The organism is Flavobacterium sp. YJ01 (genome assembly GCF_029320955.1).
In the GTDB taxonomy this organism is placed as follows: domain Bacteria; phylum Bacteroidota; class Bacteroidia; order Flavobacteriales; family Flavobacteriaceae; genus Flavobacterium.
Window position 1 is genome coordinate 3,214,745 of the sequence record NZ_CP119757.1, and the last position, 21,089, is coordinate 3,235,833.

Genomic DNA, 21,089 nt, shown 5'->3' on the forward strand with positions numbered 1-21,089 from the left:
GAAGATGTTTGTAAAGCTTTTCAAAAACCATTCCGATTTCTAAATGAAGCTTAACATTGAATTAGTTTCAAATTTACGAAATCAAAAGAATAATTTCTATATTTAGATTTTATAATTCTACATGAAAAATAGTACTCCATTGGTTATTTTTGGCGAATCGATTTTGCCGGGAGAACACAGAACCATAAACGTCGAAATTGCTCGACTGCATACTACAACCAAGTTGAATATTCCTGTAATCGTGCGCCGTTCCAAGCATGACGGTCCGACAATTTTATTTTCTGCCGGAATTCATGGCGACGAAATAAACGGTGTTGAAATTGTTCGTCAGATTATCAGCAAGAAAATAAATAGGCCTTCTCGCGGAACCATAATCTGCATTCCTGTCATCAATATGTATGGTTTTGTCAATAAATCTCGTGAGTTTCCGGACGGACGCGATTTAAATCGCGTTTTTCCAGGAAGTAAAAAAGGTTCGCTTGCCAGCCGATTTGCGTATCATATTGTTGAAGAAATTCTGCCAATTTTAGATTATGCTGTCGATTTTCATGCAGGTGGAGCGAGTCGTTTTAATGCGCCTCAAATTAGAATTACCGAAAATAACCCTGAATTAAAAGTTTTGGCAGATATTTTTAATGCGCCTTTTACACTTTATTCTAAAAATATAAATGGTTCATTCAGAAAAACTTCTGAAAATGCGAATGTAAAAATGCTTCTTTTTGAAGGCGGAAAATCTTTAGACATTAATAACGAAATAGCAAATCAAGGTGTTTTAGGAACTAAACGTCTGCTTCGTTATTTAGATATGCTCGATCCAAAACAGATTGCTGAGCCAGCTTTGACGTCTTCTATTTATATAAAACAATCGGTTTGGCTTCGTGCAAAGTGTTCGGGTTTGCTGCATGATTTTAATTTGGTTGGAAAATATGTAACCAAAGGCACTATCTTAGCGATTATTACAGATCCGTTTGGGAAATTTGAACAGAAAGTCAAAGCGCCTCATGATGGCTATGTAATTAATGCCAACCATTCGCCAATTGTTTATGAAGGCGACGCTATTTATCATTTATCTAAAACGCCCGACAATGCCGACGAATAAAAAAGAACTTCGAATAGAATATAAAAAATTCCGTAAAGCACTTTCTTTTGATGAAATAGAAGAAAAAAGTCTGGCGATCGCCAATCAATTAATCCAAATGCCAATTTGGGATAAAATTTATTATCATGTTTTTCTTCCAATAGAAGAACAAAAAGAAGTTAATACCGAATTTATTTTGCATTTGCTTTCAGGAAAAGACAAAGAAATCTTAATTTCTAAAAGTGATTTTGACACCAGAAAAATGACTCATTTTCTTCTTACAGATAATACTAAAATCAAAAAAAATGAATATAATATTCCAGAACCTGTTGACGGAATTGAAGTTCCTTCTTCTAAAGTTGAAGTAGTTTTTGTACCGCTTTTGGGTTTTGATGTTTTCGGAAACCGAATTGGATATGGAAAAGGTTTTTACGATAAATTCCTTGCCGAATGTAAACCTGAAACCATCAAAATCGGACTTTCATTTTTTGAAGCTGTAAATCAGATTGATGATGTTTTTGAATCGGATATTAAATTAGATTTTTGCGTTACGCCGGAGAAAATTTATCAGTTTGAATAAAATTAATGCCACAGATTAAAAGGATTATAATGATTTCAAAAAAATAATCCATTTAATTCTTTTAATCTGTGGCAAAAAACACATTTAATTTTTACATTCCAATATTCTGTAGAGACGCACTGCAGTGCGTCTAACACAATCTTTGTCGATATGCTGTACGTAGACGCACTGCAGTGCGTCTCTACAATTTAAATGCATAAAAAATTAATGCCACAGATTAAAGGATTCAAAAAGATTAATCCATTTAATCATTTTATCCCGATAGCTATCGGGAGAGGCAAAAAAATCTTAACATTTAAAAAAAAATCTTCCGCATCAAATGCCTTTAAAATCAAGGGTTCTAATTTTATTTTCTCGTAAGAAAAATATTTGTAAAGTTTTTGGCACGATTTTGCATACTCGAAAATTGCAAATAATCGCTTCTAGTACATCCGGAATGCTAGTCCTTATTTGAAGCTAATAACCTATTTATTAATATTTAAAAATTTACTTTATGAGAAATCTGAATTTCTTTATGATGGCATTCCTCGTACTTACTATTTTCAGCTGTAAGAAAGCGTATGCACCAGACGAAGCTGCTGATTCGACAGAAATCGCAGTAACAACAACCGATTTGGTTGAAGAAGAAAATTACATTCCTGATACTAATTCAGAAAGCTACGCAGGATTAGAAGAAAACCCATTTGAATCTCCGCTTAAAGCGCCACTTTCTACTTTTTCTATTGATGTCGATAATGCATCGTATACCAATATTCGCCGATTTATAAACGAAGGGCAAAAAGTTCCTAAAGATGCCGTTCGTGTTGAAGAAATGATCAACTTTTTTAAATACAAATATCCGCAGCCAGATGGTCCGCATCCATTTTCTATAAATACAGAATATAGCGATTGTCCGTGGAATAAAAACAGCCGATTGTTAAAAATTGGTTTGCAGGGAAAGGACGTTCCAATGGAAAATTTGCCGGCTACTAATTTGGTTTTTTTGGTGGATGTTTCGGGTTCAATGGATGAACCAAATAAATTACCATTATTAAAAGAATCAATGAAAATTTTGGTAAAAGAACTTCGCAGTACAGACCGAGTTTCGATTGTGGTTTATGCAGGTTCGGCTGGTGTAGTTTTAGAGCCAACTTCTGGAGAAAATAAAGATGAAATTATGGATGCTTTTGATGATTTGCATGCAGGCGGAAGTACGGCAGGAGGAGAAGGAATCGAATTAGCGTACAAATTAGCACAGCAGAATTTTATCAAAGGAGGAAATAATAGAGTAGTGATAGCTACTGATGGTGATTTTAATGTTGGTGCTTCAAGCGACGATGATATGTTGAAATTAATTGAACAAAAAAGAGAGTCTGGTGTTTTCTTAACCGTTTTAGGATTTGGAATGGGAAATTACAAAGACAGTAAAATGGAAATTCTAGCTGATAAAGGAAACGGAAATTACGCTTATATTGATAATATTCAAGAAGCAAATCGTTTTCTTGGAAAAGAATTTAAAGGCTCAATGTTTGCTATCGCGAAAGATGTAAAAATTCAAATCGAATTTAATCCGAAACATGTTAAGGCGTATCGATTGATTGGATATGAAAACCGAAAATTAAATGCAGAAGATTTTAAAAATGATAAAATTGATGCAGGAGAATTGGGCAGCGGACATTCGGTTACAGCTTTGTATGAAGTTATTCCGACAGGTGTAGAAAGTGATTATATTCCATCTGATTTGAAATATACCAAAACGAAGAAAAGCGAAGGAAATTACAGTGATGAATTGGCAACAGTGAAATTTAGATATAAAAAACCTGATGGCAATAAAAGCAATGAAATAATAAATGTTATTGCAGATAAGAAAACAGAGCTGAAAAACAGCTCGCCAGATTTCAAATTTACAACTGCTGTTTCGTGGTTCGGACTGAAATTGCGTGATTCAAAATATATTGCAAACAGCTCAAGTTCTGATATTAAAAATTTGGCAAAATCAGGATTATCTAATGATGAAGAAGGTTATCGATCTGAATTTATAAGATTAGTTGATGCAGTGAATTAATCTTAAATTCCAAAAAATGAAAATCCCAAATTCCAATTTAAGTTTTGGAGTTTGGGATTTCTTTATTTAAATATTTTGAACTTTTACTTCACTTCTTTAATTGTCAAAGAATCAATCCAGCCTTGAGTTCCGTCTGTTAATTCTACTTTTCTCCAACCGGCAACACTTTCTAAAACATATACTTTTGCCCCTTCATGCAATAAAATAATGCCATTTGCAGATTTTTCTGGTTTTGCCCGAACTTGACTCATTTCAGAAAAAACAATGGCTACACGATCGTTATCAAAATGACGTTTTTCAGAAACAGCAGCAGATATGCTTAAAGCAAAAGCAACTAAAAAAATAAACATTGCGACAAAGTAAATTCTTTTGGCAAGTGTAGCTTTTGAAAAATAATAGCCAATAAAACTCAGTAAAAAGATAAAACCGATAGCAACTGCAATTTTTGCCCATTCGTTATAGTCAAAAATAGAAGTAAAGTTCTGAATCAGTTTTGCAAAACCAACTTTTGGAACTTCTTTAATTTCATCAATAGTCAATTTTTTGGCAAACTTTAAATTGTTTAAAGTCTCAGGATCGTTTGGTTTTAGCACTAAAGCTTTTTCATAATTATAAATCGAAGGCGCTACTTGATTTAATTTATAATAGCAATTACCAAGATTAAAATACAGTTCGGCAGAATGTAATTTATCTTCTTTCACTATGTTTTCGTAAACCTGAACGGCTTCTTTATATTGCCCTTTTTGGTAAAGCGCATTTGCCGATGCAAAGCGTCCTTGCGCAAAGAAAACCTGCGAGATTAATAAAAAGAGATAGAGTATATTTTTCATTTTTATGATGTATAAATTTTCACTTTGTGAACTTAAAATTCAGCGAAAGCTAGATCATTATTTCTTAGCTCCAGATAGCTATCGGGATTGCGTTAAAAAAATTAAACAATTTGTTTTTCTAATGCAGAAATAATCAAAACGGCTTTGTCATAATCTTGCTGAATCGAAGCGCTTGATGCTGGTGCATAACGTGCAAATTCGCAGTTTTCAGTCAAAGTTATAAAGTCTTGAACCGTCTCTGCATTTGCATTTCTTGACAATAATAATTCTCTGATATTGTCTTTACTCATTTCTGAAGTTTCAATATGCAGTTTGGCTTTTAAGAAATTATGCATCGCTTTTTCTAATGCAATATAGAAAGGCTCTTTGTTGTTAAGATGTTTCTTCGCTTGCGATAAATATTTCTTCGCCAGTTTATTGTTCATTCTAATTCTATTTCCAGTAACATCACTGTCAATGGCTTCTTTTCTTTTCTTAGCTAAAATAATAAGCGGAATAATGATGAACGGAGCAAATAATAATCCTAAATACAAATTAGAACCGTAAAACTCTTTTTTAGTAATTGGAATTAAAACTGTTTTAGATTTAATGTTTTTGAAATGATCTGTTTGAGCAACTGCATTTTTAGATGCCGATCCTGTATTTGCTTCTGCAGGCGTTGGTCCATCTAAAACGTCAATCATAATTTCTTTTGAAGTAATGGTTTTGTATGAACCTGTACTTAAATCGAAATAAGAAAACTGCATTGGTTTAATCGCATATTTTCCCCTGTATTGCGGAACAATTGTGTATTTATCTGTAATTCTTCCAGACATTCCAGCCAAAGAAGTGGTTACACTTTCATCATGGACAGGATCATACATTTCTAATGCATTTGGAACAACTGGTTTTGGAAGCGTAAATAACTTCATGTTTCCAGTTCCTTGCGCGCTCACAATTAAGTCAAGTCCTTCACCGTTTTTAAGTGTAGTTTTTGATGGAGTAACTGTAAAATTCAATTTTCCAACAGCTCCAGTAAAACCTTCTGGTTTTCCAGTTTCAGGAAGCGGTTTTACATTGATTGTTTTTGCTCCAGCAGAAACCACTTTGTTACCTTGTGTCGTAATCATTTGACCAAACATATCACGACGATTGGAAGCCATTTCTATTTCAATATCTAACGAAAGAGGATCAATTGTCAATCTTCCGGACTTTTGCGGATATAAAACGGTTTTTTTCAAGATTACAGAATAACATCTCTGACCTTGATAACTTCCTTCTTCAATCTGTAATTGTTTAATTTCGATATTCTGATTCCAGAAATCATTGTATTTAGGTTTCGCAAGCTCTTTAAAACGGTTTACCCCAATATTATTAAAGTATAGTTTGTAAACTACTGTAATCGGTTCGTTTAGATACGGATTTGTTTTAGAAATTTCTGCAACTAAAGTCAATAATTCATTAGGAGATCCTGGAGGTCTGTCGTTTGGATCTCTTTCTTGTGCAACGGCATTGGTAACCGTAACTTTTATCGGATTTGTTTTGTAAACTTGACCATTATATTCTATAGCGGCCTGTTTAATCATTACAACTCCTTTCCTTTCAGGTTGTAAGATATAAGAATATATTTTTTGAAAAGAGCTTCGTCCGTTTACCCAAGACTGACTGATTTGTTGGCTTGGCCCAGCGACCATTCTAAATCCGTCAAAAGAAGGCTGTTCGAAGTTATCTCCGTCAACATTCATAATGAAATCTATACGAAGTCTTTCGTTTACTCCAAGTGTATTTTTGCTGACTCTGGCTTCAAATTGTACTTGAGCTATAAGTCCTTGAAATGTGATTAGAAATAGAATTAAATATCTTTTCATTTAAGTTTTTAATCGTTTTTTAATGTTTAATCGTTTAATCGTCATTTTGTTTAATCGTTTTGTTTGGATCAAATAAACAAATTAACGGTTAAACGATTAACCAAAATTTTACCAGTCTTTTTCAGATTTTTTAGGACTTCCTTTTACTTTTTGTGCGTTAACTTTATCCTGAATTTTCTTCTCTTCATTATTAACAGCATCTAACAAGTTCTGAACGCGCTCTTTCGATATTCCGCCAGGCTGTGGTTTTGGCTCTCCTTTATTATCAGACTTATCATCTTTCTTCGGATCGTTTTTACCATCTTTTTTGTCCTTATCTTTATCGCCTTTGTCGTCTTTTTTATCCTTGTCTTTATCTTTGTCTTTATTGTTGTCCTTGTTTTTATCTTTATTTTTATCCTTGTCTTTGTCTTTATCCTTATTCTTGTCTTTGTTATCGTTTTTCGGAGGATTTTCTTTTAATTTTTGTTTTGCGTAAGCGTAATTATAGCGCGTTTCCTCATCTGTCGGATCGTTACGTAAAGCTTGTTTGTATGCTTCAACCGCCTGCGTATAATCTTTCTCTTTCATGAAAACGTTTCCAAGATTGTGAAAAGCTTTATGTTTTTCGGGTCTTGTTTTGGCATTTTTTATTGCTTTCGCGTAAGCGAATTTAGCTTCAGAAATTTGATTTTGTCTATAAATGGTGTTTCCTAAATTGTATGGCGCCGCAGATCGTTTTGGAAATTTAGATTCCGAAATTCTATAGTTTGCCTCAGCATCAACAAATTTATTCTGTTTATATTCTTCATTCGCAGCAGGCAATGTTTTGTCTTTCTCTTGTGCAGAAACTGCAAAAGAAACCGTTAGTAAAATATAAAGAAGTAAATTTTTCATTCTAATTTTGTTTTCTGTTCTGAATTTCATCTGAGCATTTATTTCTTTTCGTTAAATAAATCCAACTCTTTGATCCAGTTTGTTTTTCTTTCTAATAAGAAAATATCAATAAACAACAGTAAAAAAGCAAACCCGATAAACCATTGAAATTGCGATTGAAATTCTGCCATTTGCGTAGCTTCAAATTCTGTTTTTTGAATGTTGTTCAAAGCATTTTTTACATATTCTAAAACTTCTTTGGTGCTTCCGCCGTAAACGTAACCGCCTTTAGTCGCTTTTGCAATCGTTTTTAAACCTTCTTGATTTAATTTTGTGATTACCGTTTCTCCGTTTTGATCTTTTTGATATCCTCTGACAACGCCATTTTCTTTCAACGGAATTGTTCCTCCTTTTTCAGTTCCAACACCAATTGTGATGATTTTCATTCCTAATTTATTGGCTTCTTCTGCCGCAGCAGCCGCGCCTTCAGAATGGTCTTCTCCGTCGGAAATAAGGATTAATAATTTGCTGGTTTTGCTTTTTTCATCAAAATAAGTTGAAGACAATTTAATCGCTTCATCCAAAGATGTTCCTTGAGAAGAAACCATTCCAGGACTCATACTTTGCAAAAACATTTTAGCAACGCTATAATCTGATGTAATAGGTAAAACAGGAAAAGCGCTTCCAGCATAAGCTACAATACCAATTCTGTCGCTTCCTAAGTTATTGATGATTTGAGAAACCAATTGTTTACTTTTATCCAAACGGCTTGGTACAACATCTTCAGCAAGCATACTTTTCGAAACGTCGACAGCAAAAACAATATCTATACCTTCTCGTTTTACGGTTTCCATTTTGGTTCCGATTTTCGGATTTACCAAACCGATAATCAAGCAAGTAAGCGCCAAGAGAATCACCACAATTTTTAAAACAGGTTTAAAAACCGATTTCTCAGGACTCAATCTTTTCACCATTTCCAAATCACCAAATTCACGTTGTGTTCTTCTTTTCCAATACATATTGAAAAGAAAAATACACACCACAATCGGGATTAGTAATAAGAGATATAAATATTTTTTTTCGTCTAATTCCATTTTTAATTTTAGATTTCTGAATTTAGATTTTAGATTTTTGTTATCTAAAATTAAATAAAGCTTCTGTAAACTGTATTTCTTAATCCAACTTCAAGCAATAACAAAAAGGCTGCAAACAAAACAAAAATTCTGTACTTTTCATCATAATCATAGAATTTTAATTCTTGAATTTCTGTTGTTTCTAATTTATTGATTGAATTGTAAATCTGCGCTAACTTGTCATTGCTTGTTGCTCTAAAATACGTTCCATCTGTTTTTTGAGCAATGCTTCTCATTAGTTTTTCGTCGATTTCAACTTTTTGCATTTTGAATAACAAATTACCATTTGGCCCGTATGCGTATGGAGATTCTGCCATTCCATTCGATCCAAGTCCGATTGTGTAAACTTTAATTCCGTATTGTTTTGCAATGTCAGAAGCAGTTTCTGGTTCAATAAAACCAGCATTGTTTACACCATCGGTAAGTAAAATAATAACGCGACTTTTTGCTTTACTATCTTTTAATCGATTTACAGCAGTTGCCAATCCCATTCCGATTCCAGTTCCGTCTTGTAGCGTTGTGTCGTATTTAATACCTTTTATTGCTTCAAGAATAATCGCTTTATCGCTCGTAACTGGAGTTTTTGTGTACGCTTCAGATGCATACAAAACCAATCCAATTCTGTCATTTGGTCTTTCTTCAACGAAATCGGCGGCAACTCTTTTCAAAGCTTCCATACGATTTGGTTTTAAATCTTTTGCCAACATAGAACCAGAAACGTCAATTGCCATTACAATATCTATTCCTTTTGTTGTTTTAGTCTGATTGCTAATATCTACCGTTCTTGGTCGAGCCAATGCAATAATCAAAGAACATAAAGCAAGTATTCTAAAAACGTATAAAGCAGGTTTGAACTTTGTCCAAAACGATTCACTATTTTGGAAACCTGCCGTCGAACTCATTTTTAAAGTAGCCGACTGCTGATTGCGTTTCCAGAAATACCAACCTATCGCAACTGGAATCAATAGAAACAACCAAAGAAATTCTGGATTTAAAAAACTCATCTTACTCATTAGTTGCTTGCTCTTTGAAGTTCAACAGAATTTAATACTCGGGCTGTAATGTCGTTGGCATAAGTGTCGCCTTCTTCATGTAAAATCAAAATTTGCTGTAGACCTTGATCTTGTTTGAAAAGCAACAATTCATAATATGCTTTTGTACTCGTTTTAGTTGCAGGATTTAGAATAGTCATTGTTCCGTAACCTTTAACTCCCTGAATGCCTTCGTTTGTTTGAAAATCTTCTTGTTTTACAATAATATTTTGCGCTCCTTGAGCTTCCATTACTTTTAAAGATCCTTCCAGCGCTTTTGCTAAATCGATATCAGTTGGCTGTTTAAACTTGGCAGTAGAAACGGTGATATAGAAATTATCAATCATACTTCCGTATGTGAAAAGCTGCATTTCTTTAATTAAAGCCATTGTTTCTTTTGGAAGGACTTTTTCAGTGTCCATTCTTTTTAAAACTTTAGGTGTTTCAATTAAAACAGCTGGACTTCCGTACGCACTTTTTACCCATTCTCCTTCTAATAATTCTTTAGAAGGATGTCCGATTAAATTGTCTTTGACGTAAGTGAAACCTTTGGTAACCACAAAATAAGTTGTAGTTACAAACAACAATAAGATTACAGCTGCAATAGAATAACCAATTCTGGCATTACGTTTTTTGCGAAGTTGTTCCTTAATTTGCTTTTGTCTTTGAGCCTCATTCAATAACTGATCTTCGATATCTTCAGGAGCTTCCGTCGGAATTGCGTTATCAAGCGTTAAAATGACTTTCTGGATTTTATTTCTATCTTCAGTAATTTCAAATTCAAGCGGTTTCGATTTCGCAAATTTTACCAAATCGGCTTGGCGTAAAACGCGCTCTAGGTTTTCTACAGTTTCTGGAGTCAGCGTCATTTTCTTTTTGGTTGATGCTTCTCTAATAGCTGTAATTAACTCAGAAGTTGTGCTTTCCATTGCAGGAATATGAATGGCTTCTTCAATATAATTTCTCGCAATATCGGTTAATTCGCTATAATATTCTTTGATTTCTCCTTTTTGAACCAGTTCTTTTTGTTCCAGATTATTCAATAAACTTGTTGCTTTTTCGATTGGAGTTTTATAAACTTCTTCTTCGATTTTTTTCAGCTGGCGTTTTTTTACATACCAATAAACGAAAGCGCCAATTCCTAGAATAGCTAAAACAATTAAAAGGTAAATCCACCAATTTCCCATTCCTTCATCAACAGAAGAAATGTCTTTGATGTCATACATTTTCTGCTGTAAAGTATCGACTTTTACGTTAGCAACTTCAACTTTAATAGAATCAGAAAAGAAAGGTTTTTTGTCGATTAAAATTTTGACACTCGGAATAGTATAACGACCAGAATCAAACTGTGTTAAACCATATTTTTTTATAAGTTCGTAAGTTCCGTCTTTCTTAACAGTATCAATTGGATAAGATTGAATAACCTCTAACGGACCAATATTTTTAAGTTTCGGAAATTCAACTTTCGATGTTGAAGTTACAACCGTTTTAAGCGTCAGTTTGAACTCAGCACCAATCTTATTTTTGGTGGTGTCAATACTTGTTTCTACCTGTTTCTGCTGTGCAAAAATCATAGTAGAAAAAAGCAATAAAAATATATAAAGTTTAAATTTCATTTGAGTAACGATTGTTGATTTTAGATTAACGATTTTTGATTTGTTAATCAAAATTGCCAAATTTTTATCGTGATTTGAAATAGCCTAATAGTTTAGTAACGTAATTTTCGTCAACTCTGGTGTTGACAATTCCTGCTCCAGATTTACGGAATGTATCTTTAAAATAATTCAATTTTTCTTGATAATGTTTCTCATAATTCAATCGAACTGTTTTAGAACTTGTATCAACCAACTGTATTTTTCCTGTTTCAGAATCCAGCATAGAAACCATTCCTAAATTTGGAATTTTTTCTTCGCGCATGTCATAAACGCGAACTCCAGTAATATCATGTTTTTTAGAAGCAATTTTTAAAGTATGCTCGTAAGAATCAGACATAAAATCTGAAATCATGAAAATGATGGCTTTCTTTTTTTGAGTTCCAGACAAAAACCTCAAAGCTTGAGCAATATCTGTTTTATGACTCTTTGGTTCAAATTCGATTAATTCACGAATGATACGAAGTACGTGCGAACGTCCTTTTTTAGGCGGAATATATAATTCTACAGTATCAGAAAATAAGATTAAACCAATTTTGTCATTATTTTGTGTAGCCGAAAAAGCCATCGTTGCCGCAATTTCGGTTACGATGTCTTTTTTGAATTGATTTTTAGAACCAAAAGATTCCGAACCCGAAATATCAACCATTAAAACCATAGTCAATTCGCGTTCTTCTTCAAATACTTTAACGTGAGCTTCGTTGTAGCGTGCGGTTACATTCCAATCGATGTTACGAATATCATCTCCGTATTGGTATTGACGTACCTCGCTAAACGTCATTCCTCGTCCTTTAAATGAAGAGTGGTATTCTCCCGAAAAGATATGATTACTCAGCCTTTTCGTTTTGATTTCTATTTTCCGTACTTTTTTTAAAAGCTCTTTTGTATCCATTTTTTGTTTGGTTTATGGTTTATGGTTGTTGGTTGATGGCGTATAAACCATCAACAAAAAACTATCAACCATCAACTTTTTAAGGTACTTCAATCTCGTTAACGATTTTGTTGATAATGTCTACAGAAGTAATGTTTTCTGCTTCTGCTTCGTAAGTGATTCCAACTCTGTGACGTAAAACATCGTGAACAACGGCACGAACGTCTTCTGGAATTACATAACCACGACGTTTGATGAAAGCATAACATTTTGCAGCATTAGCCAAGTTGATACTTCCACGAGGAGAAGCTCCAAAACTGATAAGCGGTTTTAAATCGGCTAATTTGTATTTTTCTGGGTAACGCGTAGCGAAAATAATATCTAAGATGTATTTTTCAATTTTTTCGTCCATATAAACTTCACGAACAGCTTCTTGAGCACGTAAAATCTGTTCAACAGAAACAACTGGATTTACTTTTTCGTAAGATCCTTTTAAGTTTTGACGAATTACAAAACGTTCTTCATCAATTTTTGGATAGTCGATTACGGTTTTCAACATAAAACGGTCAACTTGCGCTTCAGGAAGTTGGTATGTTCCTTCTTGTTCAACTGGGTTTTGTGTTGCTAATACTAAAAACGGACGATCTAGTTTGAAAGTAGTATCGCCAATAGTAACTTGTTTTTCCTGCATCGCCTCCAAAAGTGCTGACTGAACTTTTGCTGGAGCACGGTTAATCTCATCGGCAAGTACGAAATTGGCGAAAATTGGTCCTTTTTTAATAGAGAACTCGTTTGCTTTAATGTTGTAAATCATGGTTCCGATAACATCGGCAGGTAATAAATCGGGCGTAAACTGAATACGGCTGAACGAACCTTGAACCGCTTGAGAAAGCGTATTAATAGCCAAAGTTTTTGCAAGACCTGGAACTCCTTCCAGTAAAATATGTCCTTGTCCAAGCAATCCGATTAATAAACGCTCGACCATATGTTTCTGGCCCACAATAACTTTGTTCATTTCCATTGTAAGAAGGTCTATAAAAGCACTTTCTCTTTCAATTTTTTCATTTATCGCTCTAATGTCTAAAGTCGTTGTATTTTCTTCCATATAAATATTTTTAAAACCTTGATTTTTACGCCTTATTTTTGAGAGTGCAAATTGAATATTTTTTAAGAAGTAAGATGTTAAAGAATGGTTAAAACTTCGACCAATGACCTAATTTTAAGGACTAATTGTGAATCTATTTTTATATTTTTAAGAACTTTGATGATTATGTTTTTTTAAAGCATAATTATTACCAAAAATAACGCATAACAATTATGAGCAAAACAGTCTTATCGCCTATAATTTCGGGCACTATGAATTGGGGAGTTTGGGATAAAAACCTTACAACCAAAGAAATGGAAAACATGATACAAGTGAGTATCGAAAACAAAATTACGACTTTTGATCACGCGGATATTTACGGTTCGTATACGACCGAAGCCGATTTTGGAAAAGCCTTTCACGCAAGTAAAATTGACCGTGAAAAATTACAATTAATTACTAAGTGCGGAATTCAGATGATTGCTGATAAACGCCCAGAAAACAAAATCAAACATTACGATTATTCTAAAGACTATATTATTAAGTCGGTTGAAGGTTCGTTGAAGAATTTGAAAACAGATTATGTAGATGTTTTTTTACTGCACAGACCAAGCCCGTTAATGCAGGCAGACGAAATTGCAGAAGCGGTGGAGAAATTAAAAGCAGAAGGAAAAATCATTGATTTTGGACTTTCAAATTTTACAAGCTCACAAACAGAATTAATTCGTCAGAAAACGGAAGTTAGTTACAATCAAGTACAATTTTCGGCAACGCATTATGAAGCAATGACTGACGGAAGTTTAGATTATATGCAGACTAACGGAATTCGTCCGTTGTCTTGGAATCCGCTTGGAACTGTTTTTAGAGAAGATACAAAACAAACGCGTCGTTTGAAAAAACTGTTTTCTACTTTATTAGAGAAATACCATTTAGGTGCAGATACACTTTTATTGTCATGGATTTTAAAACATCCGGCAAAAATAATTCCAATTGCAGGAACTGTAAATATTGCTAGAATTCAATCTCTGTCAAAAGCAATTGAATTAGAAATGGATACAGAAGATTGGTTCGCGATCTGGACAGAAAGTATGGGCGATGATGTGCCTTAAATTTTAGTGTTCAGTTTGCAGTTTTTAGTATTCAGTTAAATGCAAAATCAAAAAATATTTGCCACAGATTATAATGATTAAAAGGATTTTTTAAATCTGTGAAAATCCTTTTAATCTGTGGCAAAGAAATAAACACATAGAAACATAGATTCTTTTATGCTTTTTAAAGAAGATTTTAGCGTTTCACTTACACATAGCTATGTGTGTTGATGTAAATGAAATGCCTTTTAAAGCAAAGTTGAACTATATATCTATGTGTTAAAACAAAATAGTTAACAATGAAAAAAACAGTTTTAATTACTGGTGCTACAAGCGGAATTGGAAAAGCAACCGCTCAGATTTTGGCAAAAAACAATTATAAAGTTGTACTTTGCGGAAGACGTAAAGACCGTTTGGAAGAACTTGAAAAAGAACTTTCAGCTTTTACAGAAGTGCATTCTTTGGCTTTTGATGTTCGTGATAAACAAGATGTCTTAGAAAAAATAAGTTCTTTGCCCAATGATTTTGCTGCAATCGACGTTTTAATTAATAATGCTGGAAATGCGCATGGTTTAGATCCAATTCAAAATGGAGATTTGGACGATTGGGACGCCATGATCGATATTAATGTAAAAGGACTTTTATATGTTTCAAAAGCAATAATTCCACAAATGGTCGAAAGACAAGCGGGACATATTATTAATATTGGTTCGACGGCTGCAAAAGAAGTGTATCCAAACGGAAATGTGTATTGCGGTTCTAAACATGCAGTTGATGCGATTACAGCAGGAATGCGAATTGACTTAAATCCGTTCGGAATTAGAGTGGGCGGAATTCATCCAGGAATGGTTGCAACAGAATTCAGCGAAGTTCGTTTTAAGGGAGATGTTGAAAGAGCTTCAAATGTCTACAAAGGATTTGATCCGCTTCAGGCAGAAGATATTGCCGATATTATTCATTTTGTGGTTTCAAGGCCTTATCATGTAAACATTGCAGATTTGGTTGTCATGAGTACTGCGCAAGCTTCTTCGACAATTGTAAAGAAAAATATTTAAATAAAATTGATTGTAGAGACGCACAGTAGTGCGTCTTTTTTTTAATTTTAAGTTTTAATAAATTAAATTAGTGCGAATTAGTGCAATTCGTGGCAAAATAAAATCGACATGATTAATAAACGCCTTTTAATTAAAAATCTTCTAGCTCATAATGATGAAAGCAGTTTTTATGATAAAAAAAGGCAGTTGAATCTTCATTCCCGAGAAGGAAAAGGAAAATTCTTGAAACACATTTGTGCGTTATCCAATTCCAATCCAAACAATAATTCTTATATCGTAGTTGGAGTAGAAGACCAAGATAATGAAATTGTCGGCGATGATTTCTTCGATGATAGCCGAATTCAGAATCTCGTAAATGCTTTTTTAGAAAATCCACCTAAAATTCAATACGAAAACGTCCCATTTCCAAACCTTCCAAAAGATAAAGTAATCGGTCTGGTTACCATTAAACCTAAAAGTAAAATCTCTTATTTTAAAAAAGGAATTCACACCATTCTTTCCAATAGTGTTTTTATAAGACGCGGCAGTAATTCGATTCCACTTGAAGAACACGAAGAAATCGAAAAAAGCAATCAAAATACAGAAACCGTTATTGGTATAGAAAATAGTTCTCGAAACAGTATTCAATACACTTTAGACGGCGTTATCGATTTTATGAATTTCAGGCATAAAGATATGTCTCCGAAATACTATGTTTTTAAAGAATTGTTTGTGATTTGCTGGGCGGGAGTTCCTAAAACAATGCGCGATAAAACTTTTCTTTCGCGTGTTGATATCGAATTAATCAACGAACAAATTAAACTTTTTTATTCTGCTCAAGATGTTGTGACTATCGAATTTAACGATGATACTTTTACCATTACAGAATATGTTCCTTTGGGGTTGAATGATAAAACGAGTTATTATCCGTTAGAAGAGCAAACGATTCATTTTTTTGATAATGGGTATTATAAAATAGATCGCCAAATGCTTTTTCAGCCGCCAGAGTTTAACCGAAAAATGCTGTATCATATTTATAATTCGAATACGGCATTACTGAGCAAGCTTCAAAAAGAAATTGCATTATCAGAACGTGAAATGAAAGATTTAGAAAATCTGCCTTCTACTTTTATGATTTGTTATTTGAATGGTTTTGAAGATGCACGACAAAAATTAATTGATGCCAAACTGCTTTTAAAACCTTATAAACATATTTATTCTTCTTTTAAAGAGGCTTTAAGGATTTTGCGTAAGATGAAATATGATGTTCAGTGAAAAGAGTTGCAAAGGTTCAGAGGTTCAAAGCAACAAAGGTTTTTCTGTAGAGACGCAACCGCAGTGCGTCTACATCCAGCATATTAACAAAGATTGTGTTTAAAATTATTGAAAATTTAAATACTTCTTTACTTCTTCGTACGGAAATATAATTTCTTTTGGACCGTCTGCGTAAGAAGCGGCTTCGTATGAATTGTAATACAAAAGTAAACCTTCGGAGGTGTAAAAGATGTTTTGTGGTAACTGGAATTTATCATTTTCAAACATCAAACCTGTTGCATTGATATTGGCTTTTTCAGGAATTTTGTATTTGTTTCGAAATGTTTTTTCGGCGAAAGCCTTAAATTTTTTTTCGTTTTTAAATAATTGATTATTGTTTATAGCTTTTCCAGTTTTTGCATTAAATAATAAGGAGCGATAACCTTGATAACCGTGAGCGCCTCCAGTAAAAGTATAATGATCAATTTTTAGATTTAAAATATCTTCAGATTGAAACTCAACGTCTCCGATTATTTTTGCTTCCCAGCCAAAAGTGTCTTCTGGAAATTTTTGACGCATTTCTTCGTAAGAAGCAATAAAAGATTTTGCCAATGATTTATAATCATCAACTTTTACTGAATCTTCTTCAAAAAAGACAATTTCTTTTATAACGGCAAAAACTCTCTTATTAATGCTGTCTGATATTACTCGGCCATTTTTGGCAATTGGAACTTCTATTGTGATTTGCGGACAATCATTTTTGCACGTAATAGTAGACTTTTCTTCAAACCTTTCATTCTCAAATGAAAGCTCTTTTTTGCAACTTGTAAAAATCAAACACAAAAAGATTATAAATATGTAATTTTTCATATCAAAAAGTGTTAATTATCTACAAAGATAAGTAGTTGTATCACGATAAAATAAATTAAGCGGTAAATTTGTAAAACAATTATAGAATTAAAATTTATAACTATATGAAATTCAATACAAAAGTAATTCACGGTGGACAGCATCATGATCCAAGTACAGGCGCCGTTATGCCGCCAGTGTATCAAACGTCAACTTTTATTCAGACAAGTCCAGGAAAACCGTTGGCAGATTACGAATATAGTAGAGCTTCGAATCCAACTCGTACAGCTTTAGAAGAAGCTTTGGCTAGTATTGAAAACGGAACTCGTGGATTGGCATTTTCATCTGGTCTTGCGGCGACAGATTGCGTTTTAAGATCTTTTAAAGCGGGAGATGAAATTATTGCAATGGACGATTTATATGGCGGAACTTACAGAATGTTTTCTCGCGTTTATAAAGATTCTGGAATTAAATTCCATTTTGTTGATATGACGAATATCGAAAAATTGAAAAGTTTGATCAATGAAAACACGAAATTAATTTGGGTAGAAACGCCAACAAATCCGTTGATGAAATTGGCTGATATTGAAGAAATCGCGAAAATCACAAAAGAGAAAAATATTCTTTTGGCTGTGGACAATACTTTTGCGACGCCTTATTTGCAAAAACCTTTAGATTTAGGCGCAGATATCGTAATGCACTCTGCAACAAAATATTTAGGAGGGCACTCTGATGTTATTGCTGGTGCATTAATTGTAAAAGACAAAGAACTTGGCGATCAATTGCACTTTCAGCAATTTGCAACAGGAGCAACTCTTGGACCAATGGATAGTTTCTTGGTTTTAAGAGGAATCAAAACTTTGGCTTTAAGAGTTCAGAGACATTGTGAAAACGGAGAAAAAGTGGTTGAATATTTAAGCAAACATCCAAAGATTAAGACAGTTTATTATCCAGGTTTAAAGAATCATCCATTTCATGAAATTGCCAAAAAGCAAATGAAAGCTTTTGGCGGAATGGTTTCTTTCGATTTTAAATCAGGAAAAAAAGAAGATTCTATCGCTTTTTTAGAAAAGCTGAAAGTATTTACTTTGGCAGAATCTTTAGGTGGAGTAGAATCATTGGCAAATCATCCAGCTTTGATGACACATGCATCAATTCCTGCAGATAAAAGAGCGGAAGTTGGAATTACTGATGATTTAGTTCGACTAAGTGTTGGTATTGAAGATGCAGAAGATTTAATTGCCGATTTAGAACAGGCTTTAGCTTAAAATTAAAATTTACAATATAAAAAATCCCAAATTCCAAAATAAGTAAAATTGGAATTTGGGATTTTTTATATTGTAAATTTTAATTTTAGAACTCTAAGTAATAGATATAACCAAAGTTAAACCAAACTTGCCAGTCATTATATTTATTTTCTGTATAAAGATTTTTGTTTGGGTTTAAACCGTCAATCCAATCCGAATTATACATTTGAAAACGAGTTTCAAACATTAAATCGCTCATTTTTGTCAGTTTATATTGAACACCGATAGCAGCGGTTGCAGACAAAACTACGCCAGTTTCTGTAGAAAAGCCATGTGCTCGTCCATCAGAAGGAGTTAAATATTTTCCTGGAGTAACATTCGGAAGCGTAATATCTCCTAAATGTGATCCAACTTTTGCGGAATAATAACTTACTTGAAAACCTACACTTCCGTACGGGCTAAAACTACCAATAGTATTTTCAAAATCGTGAATTTTAATAGGATGAAATAATAACTGTGAACCTATACCTACTATGGTAGAACTTCCATGCATATTTCTTAACTGTTGAGCGAATACCCCATCAGGTTTCCTTTCAACCCATTCTCCAAAATGTTTTAAGTTTGTTCTGCTAAAAGTTAAGTCAGATCTCACTTTAAAGTGTTCTGAAAAAAAAGTTTCTCTATTACTAGCAGAAGAAAAGTTGATGAAATGCATTACTCCGATACCAAAACCTGTGTTTCCTGCATTTGTATCAAAGTTATTTCTTTGGCCAAAATCTGACTGTAAAGTAACTGGTCCTGCGTAGATTCCGATCTCTTGAGCAAGGTTTGACTGGGAAGATGCCGCAGTTGATATACCAAAGATGGCAAATAGTGTGATAAAGAGGTGCTTAGACATTTTGTTGGGCTTACAAATCTTGGCAAATATATAAAAAACATATTCGATTCAAAATATTAAATCGTTCTATTAAAAAATAAGTAACAAAATACTTAATTTGCTAACATTTACGGAGTTATTTGCGTGTAAACCCCTACATGTAAAATGTAATTTTTTGGATTGTTTGAAAAATGTATAAATCGATTCAAAAAAGTGAAAAATATAACAACGAATAAGAATTTGATATATCTTTGCTTGTTGAAACGAAAACGTTTTCTTAAACGTGATTTCTTAATTTTAAAACAGAAAATAAATCAACTTATCTGAATAATTTATTTCAAATATGGAACAAAAAATAAATGAATTTATGGCTCTTATTGAGTCAAAAAATCCAAACGAGCCAGAATTTCTTCAAGCTGTTAGAGAATTTGCAGAAACAGTAATTCCGTTTATATCTGAGCGTAAAAAATATGATGGAAAGAATATTCTTTTAAGAATTGCTGAGCCAGAAAGATCTATAATCTTTAGAGTTCCGTGGGTAGATGATAAAGGAGAAATTATTGTAAACAGAGGTTTTAGAATCCAGATGAACTCTGCAATCGGACCTTACAAAGGAGGAATTAGATTTCACCATTCTGTAAACTTATCTGTTTTGAAATTTTTGGCATTTGAACAAGTTTTCAAAAACAGTTTGACAACACTTCCAATGGGTGGTGGAAAAGGAGGTTCTGATTTTGATCCAGAAGGAAAATCAGACGGAGAAATTATGCGTTTCTGCCAGTCATTCATGACAGAATTGTGTCGTCATATCGGTCCAGATCTTGACGTTCCTGCTGGAGACATCGGTGTTGGAGCAAGAGAAATTGGTTATTTATTTGGTCAATATAAAAGAATCAGAAATGAATTTACTGGAGTTTTAACTGGAAAAGGTTTGGCTTACGGTGGTTCATTAATTAGACCAGAAGCTACAGGATACGGAGTTGTGTATTTTACAGATCAAATGCTTCGTACTATTGGTCATGAAATTAAAGGAAAAAGAGTTGCTATTTCTGGATTCGGAAATGTGGCTTGGGGTGTGGCTTTAAAAGTAAACGAATTAGGCGGAAAAGTAGTTACCATTTCTGGTCCTGATGGTTATATTTATGATGAAGATGGAATTTCTGGAGAGAAAATCGACCACATGTTAGAAATGAGAGCTACAGGTGATAATAGAGCAGAAAGATATTTAGAGAAATATCCAAATGCAATTTTCCACAAAGGAAAAAGTCCGTGGGAAGTAAAAGTTGATATTGCAATTCCATGTGCTACGCAAAATGAATTGAATGGAGAAGATGCGCAAAAACTTATTGATAATGGAGTTTTATGTGTAACTGAAGCTGCTAATATGCCTTCTACATTAGACGCTATTAAACTTTTCTTAGACAATAAAGTATTGTTCGCTCCAGGAAAAGCTGCAAACGCTGGTGGTGTTGCCGCTTCTGGATTAGAAATGACACAAAACTCTATTCGTTTAAACTGGACTAGCGAAGAAGTAGATTTAAGATTGAAAGAAATCATGATCGGAATTCATAATCAATGTAAAAAATACGGTGCCGAAGAAGACGGGTATGTAAACTACGTAAAAGGAGCAAACATTGCCGGATTTGTTAAGGTAGCAGATGCTATGCTTGCACAAGGTGTGGTATAAAGTTTATTGATTTTAAAAATAGAATAGCCTCTATTTATCTTTATAAGA

General features: G+C 33.5%; 18 protein-coding genes. 8 read left to right on the plus strand and 10 right to left on the minus strand.

Features of this window, described 5'->3' with window-relative positions; translation table 11 throughout:
* Nucleotides 1–121 precede the first annotated feature (121 nt).
* From P0R33_RS14020 to P0R33_RS14030, 3 genes are all read left to right on the plus strand, one after another.
* The gene (locus tag P0R33_RS14020) at nucleotides 122–1,099 is read left to right on the plus strand and encodes a succinylglutamate desuccinylase/aspartoacylase family protein (protein WP_276171808.1); all 978 of its coding nucleotides are present in this window, start codon (nucleotides 122–124) and stop codon (nucleotides 1,097–1,099) included.
* On the plus strand, nucleotides 1,086–1,658 hold the full coding sequence (locus P0R33_RS14025) for a 5-formyltetrahydrofolate cyclo-ligase (protein WP_276171809.1): 573 nt from the start codon (nucleotides 1,086–1,088) through the stop codon (nucleotides 1,656–1,658). The genes P0R33_RS14020 and P0R33_RS14025 overlap by 14 nt, the downstream gene beginning before the upstream one ends.
* A gap of 493 nt (nucleotides 1,659–2,151) precedes the next feature.
* Nucleotides 2,152–3,702: a VWA domain-containing protein gene (locus tag P0R33_RS14030; RefSeq protein ID WP_343593415.1), complete on the plus strand. Its 1,551-nt coding sequence runs from the start codon at nucleotides 2,152–2,154 to the stop codon at nucleotides 3,700–3,702.
* An 83-nt stretch (nucleotides 3,703–3,785) separates the two neighbouring features.
* Here P0R33_RS14030 and P0R33_RS14035 read toward each other — a convergent pair whose 3' ends face one another.
* The 8 genes from P0R33_RS14035 to P0R33_RS14070 all read right to left on the minus strand — a co-directional run bounded on the left by P0R33_RS14035 (nucleotide 3,786) and on the right by P0R33_RS14070 (nucleotide 13,026).
* Nucleotides 3,786–4,532, minus strand: a complete 747-nt coding sequence (locus P0R33_RS14035; RefSeq protein WP_276171810.1) for a tetratricopeptide repeat protein — start codon at nucleotides 4,530–4,532, stop codon at nucleotides 3,786–3,788.
* A gap of 101 nt (nucleotides 4,533–4,633) precedes the next feature.
* A complete protein-coding gene (locus tag P0R33_RS14040; protein ID WP_276171811.1) occupies nucleotides 4,634–6,379 on the minus strand; it encodes a BatD family protein in 1,746 nt (581 codons plus the stop codon).
* Between the two features lie 108 nt (nucleotides 6,380–6,487).
* On the minus strand, nucleotides 6,488–7,255 hold the full coding sequence (locus P0R33_RS14045; protein WP_229354006.1) for a tetratricopeptide repeat protein: 768 nt from the start codon (nucleotides 7,253–7,255) through the stop codon (nucleotides 6,488–6,490).
* Between the two features lie 38 nt (nucleotides 7,256–7,293).
* A complete protein-coding gene (locus P0R33_RS14050; RefSeq protein ID WP_276171812.1) occupies nucleotides 7,294–8,328 on the minus strand; it encodes a VWA domain-containing protein in 1,035 nt (344 codons plus the stop codon).
* A gap of 50 nt (nucleotides 8,329–8,378) precedes the next feature.
* Nucleotides 8,379–9,380 carry a VWA domain-containing protein gene (locus tag P0R33_RS14055; RefSeq protein ID WP_276171813.1) on the minus strand — a complete coding sequence of 334 codons (1,002 nt, stop codon included), beginning with the start codon at nucleotides 9,378–9,380 and terminating at the stop codon, nucleotides 8,379–8,381.
* A complete protein-coding gene (locus tag P0R33_RS14060; protein WP_276171814.1) occupies nucleotides 9,380–11,014 on the minus strand; it encodes a hypothetical protein in 1,635 nt (544 codons plus the stop codon). Before P0R33_RS14060 ends, P0R33_RS14055 begins: the two co-directional genes overlap by 1 nt.
* Nucleotides 11,015–11,078: 64 nt before the next feature.
* Nucleotides 11,079–11,942 (minus strand): DUF58 domain-containing protein, encoded by an 864-nt coding sequence (locus P0R33_RS14065; RefSeq protein ID WP_276171815.1) that lies wholly within the window; start codon nucleotides 11,940–11,942, stop codon nucleotides 11,079–11,081.
* 79 nt (nucleotides 11,943–12,021) lie between these two features.
* Nucleotides 12,022–13,026: a MoxR family ATPase gene (locus P0R33_RS14070; protein ID WP_017497457.1), complete on the minus strand. Its 1,005-nt coding sequence runs from the start codon at nucleotides 13,024–13,026 to the stop codon at nucleotides 12,022–12,024.
* A gap of 212 nt (nucleotides 13,027–13,238) precedes the next feature.
* Here P0R33_RS14070 and P0R33_RS14075 point away from each other — a divergent pair, with 212 nt between their 5' ends.
* The 3 genes from P0R33_RS14075 to P0R33_RS14085 all read left to right on the plus strand — a co-directional run bounded on the left by P0R33_RS14075 (nucleotide 13,239) and on the right by P0R33_RS14085 (nucleotide 16,402).
* Nucleotides 13,239–14,114: an aldo/keto reductase gene (locus tag P0R33_RS14075; protein ID WP_276171816.1), complete on the plus strand. Its 876-nt coding sequence runs from the start codon at nucleotides 13,239–13,241 to the stop codon at nucleotides 14,112–14,114.
* A gap of 278 nt (nucleotides 14,115–14,392) precedes the next feature.
* Nucleotides 14,393–15,148 (plus strand): SDR family NAD(P)-dependent oxidoreductase, encoded by a 756-nt coding sequence (locus tag P0R33_RS14080; protein ID WP_276171817.1) that lies wholly within the window; start codon nucleotides 14,393–14,395, stop codon nucleotides 15,146–15,148.
* A 108-nt stretch (nucleotides 15,149–15,256) separates the two neighbouring features.
* A complete protein-coding gene (locus tag P0R33_RS14085) occupies nucleotides 15,257–16,402 on the plus strand; it encodes an ATP-binding protein (protein ID WP_276171818.1) in 1,146 nt (381 codons plus the stop codon).
* Nucleotides 16,403–16,507: 105 nt separating this feature from the next.
* Here P0R33_RS14085 and P0R33_RS14090 read toward each other — a convergent pair whose 3' ends face one another.
* Nucleotides 16,508–17,251, minus strand: coding sequence for a DUF3298 and DUF4163 domain-containing protein (locus P0R33_RS14090; RefSeq protein WP_276171819.1), 744 nt, complete (start codon nucleotides 17,249–17,251; stop codon nucleotides 16,508–16,510).
* A 104-nt stretch (nucleotides 17,252–17,355) separates the two neighbouring features.
* Between P0R33_RS14090 and P0R33_RS14095 the strand changes: the two genes are divergently transcribed.
* Nucleotides 17,356–18,498 (plus strand): cystathionine gamma-synthase, encoded by a 1,143-nt coding sequence (locus tag P0R33_RS14095; protein ID WP_276171820.1) that lies wholly within the window; start codon nucleotides 17,356–17,358, stop codon nucleotides 18,496–18,498.
* Nucleotides 18,499–18,583: 85 nt separating this feature from the next.
* Here the strand turns inward: P0R33_RS14095 and P0R33_RS14100 are convergent, their stop codons facing one another.
* On the minus strand, nucleotides 18,584–19,375 hold the full coding sequence (locus tag P0R33_RS14100) for a glutamate dehydrogenase (RefSeq protein ID WP_276171821.1): 792 nt from the start codon (nucleotides 19,373–19,375) through the stop codon (nucleotides 18,584–18,586).
* Between the two features lie 322 nt (nucleotides 19,376–19,697).
* On the opposite strand from P0R33_RS14100, the gene gdhA reads away from it, so the two are divergent.
* Nucleotides 19,698–21,041 carry an NADP-specific glutamate dehydrogenase gene (gene gdhA, locus P0R33_RS14105; protein WP_276171822.1) on the plus strand — a complete coding sequence of 448 codons (1,344 nt, stop codon included), beginning with the start codon at nucleotides 19,698–19,700 and terminating at the stop codon, nucleotides 21,039–21,041.
* The last annotated feature ends 48 nt before the right edge of the window (nucleotides 21,042–21,089 follow it).

Excerpts from the sequence above, each read along its gene's own strand:
- P0R33_RS14025 (WP_276171809.1), top strand. The coding sequence starts at position 1,086 with ATGCCGACGAATAAAAAAGAACTTCGAATAGAATATAAAAAATTCCGT.
- P0R33_RS14065 (WP_276171815.1), bottom strand. The coding sequence starts at position 11,942 with ATGGATACAAAAGAGCTTTTAAAAAAAGTACGGAAAATAGAAATCAAA.
- P0R33_RS14035 (WP_276171810.1), bottom strand. The coding sequence starts at position 4,532 with ATGAAAAATATACTCTATCTCTTTTTATTAATCTCGCAGGTTTTCTTT.
- P0R33_RS14075 (WP_276171816.1), top strand. The coding sequence starts at position 13,239 with ATGAGCAAAACAGTCTTATCGCCTATAATTTCGGGCACTATGAATTGG.
- P0R33_RS14020 (WP_276171808.1), top strand. The coding sequence starts at position 122 with ATGAAAAATAGTACTCCATTGGTTATTTTTGGCGAATCGATTTTGCCG.
- P0R33_RS14090 (WP_276171819.1), bottom strand. The coding sequence starts at position 17,251 with ATGAAAAATTACATATTTATAATCTTTTTGTGTTTGATTTTTACAAGT.
- P0R33_RS14040 (WP_276171811.1), bottom strand. The coding sequence starts at position 6,379 with ATGAAAAGATATTTAATTCTATTTCTAATCACATTTCAAGGACTTATA.
- P0R33_RS14085 (WP_276171818.1), top strand. The coding sequence starts at position 15,257 with ATGATTAATAAACGCCTTTTAATTAAAAATCTTCTAGCTCATAATGAT.
- P0R33_RS14100 (WP_276171821.1), bottom strand. The coding sequence starts at position 19,375 with ATGTCTAAGCACCTCTTTATCACACTATTTGCCATCTTTGGTATATCA.
- P0R33_RS14050 (WP_276171812.1), bottom strand. The coding sequence starts at position 8,328 with ATGGAATTAGACGAAAAAAAATATTTATATCTCTTATTACTAATCCCG.
- P0R33_RS14095 (WP_276171820.1), top strand. The coding sequence starts at position 17,356 with ATGAAATTCAATACAAAAGTAATTCACGGTGGACAGCATCATGATCCA.
- P0R33_RS14030 (WP_343593415.1), top strand. The coding sequence starts at position 2,152 with ATGAGAAATCTGAATTTCTTTATGATGGCATTCCTCGTACTTACTATT.
- P0R33_RS14045 (WP_229354006.1), bottom strand. The coding sequence starts at position 7,255 with ATGAAAAATTTACTTCTTTATATTTTACTAACGGTTTCTTTTGCAGTT.
- gdhA (WP_276171822.1), top strand. The coding sequence starts at position 19,698 with ATGGAACAAAAAATAAATGAATTTATGGCTCTTATTGAGTCAAAAAAT.
- P0R33_RS14080 (WP_276171817.1), top strand. The coding sequence starts at position 14,393 with ATGAAAAAAACAGTTTTAATTACTGGTGCTACAAGCGGAATTGGAAAA.
- P0R33_RS14055 (WP_276171813.1), bottom strand. The coding sequence starts at position 9,380 with ATGAGTAAGATGAGTTTTTTAAATCCAGAATTTCTTTGGTTGTTTCTA.
- P0R33_RS14060 (WP_276171814.1), bottom strand. The coding sequence starts at position 11,014 with ATGAAATTTAAACTTTATATATTTTTATTGCTTTTTTCTACTATGATT.
- P0R33_RS14070 (WP_017497457.1), bottom strand. The coding sequence starts at position 13,026 with ATGGAAGAAAATACAACGACTTTAGACATTAGAGCGATAAATGAAAAA.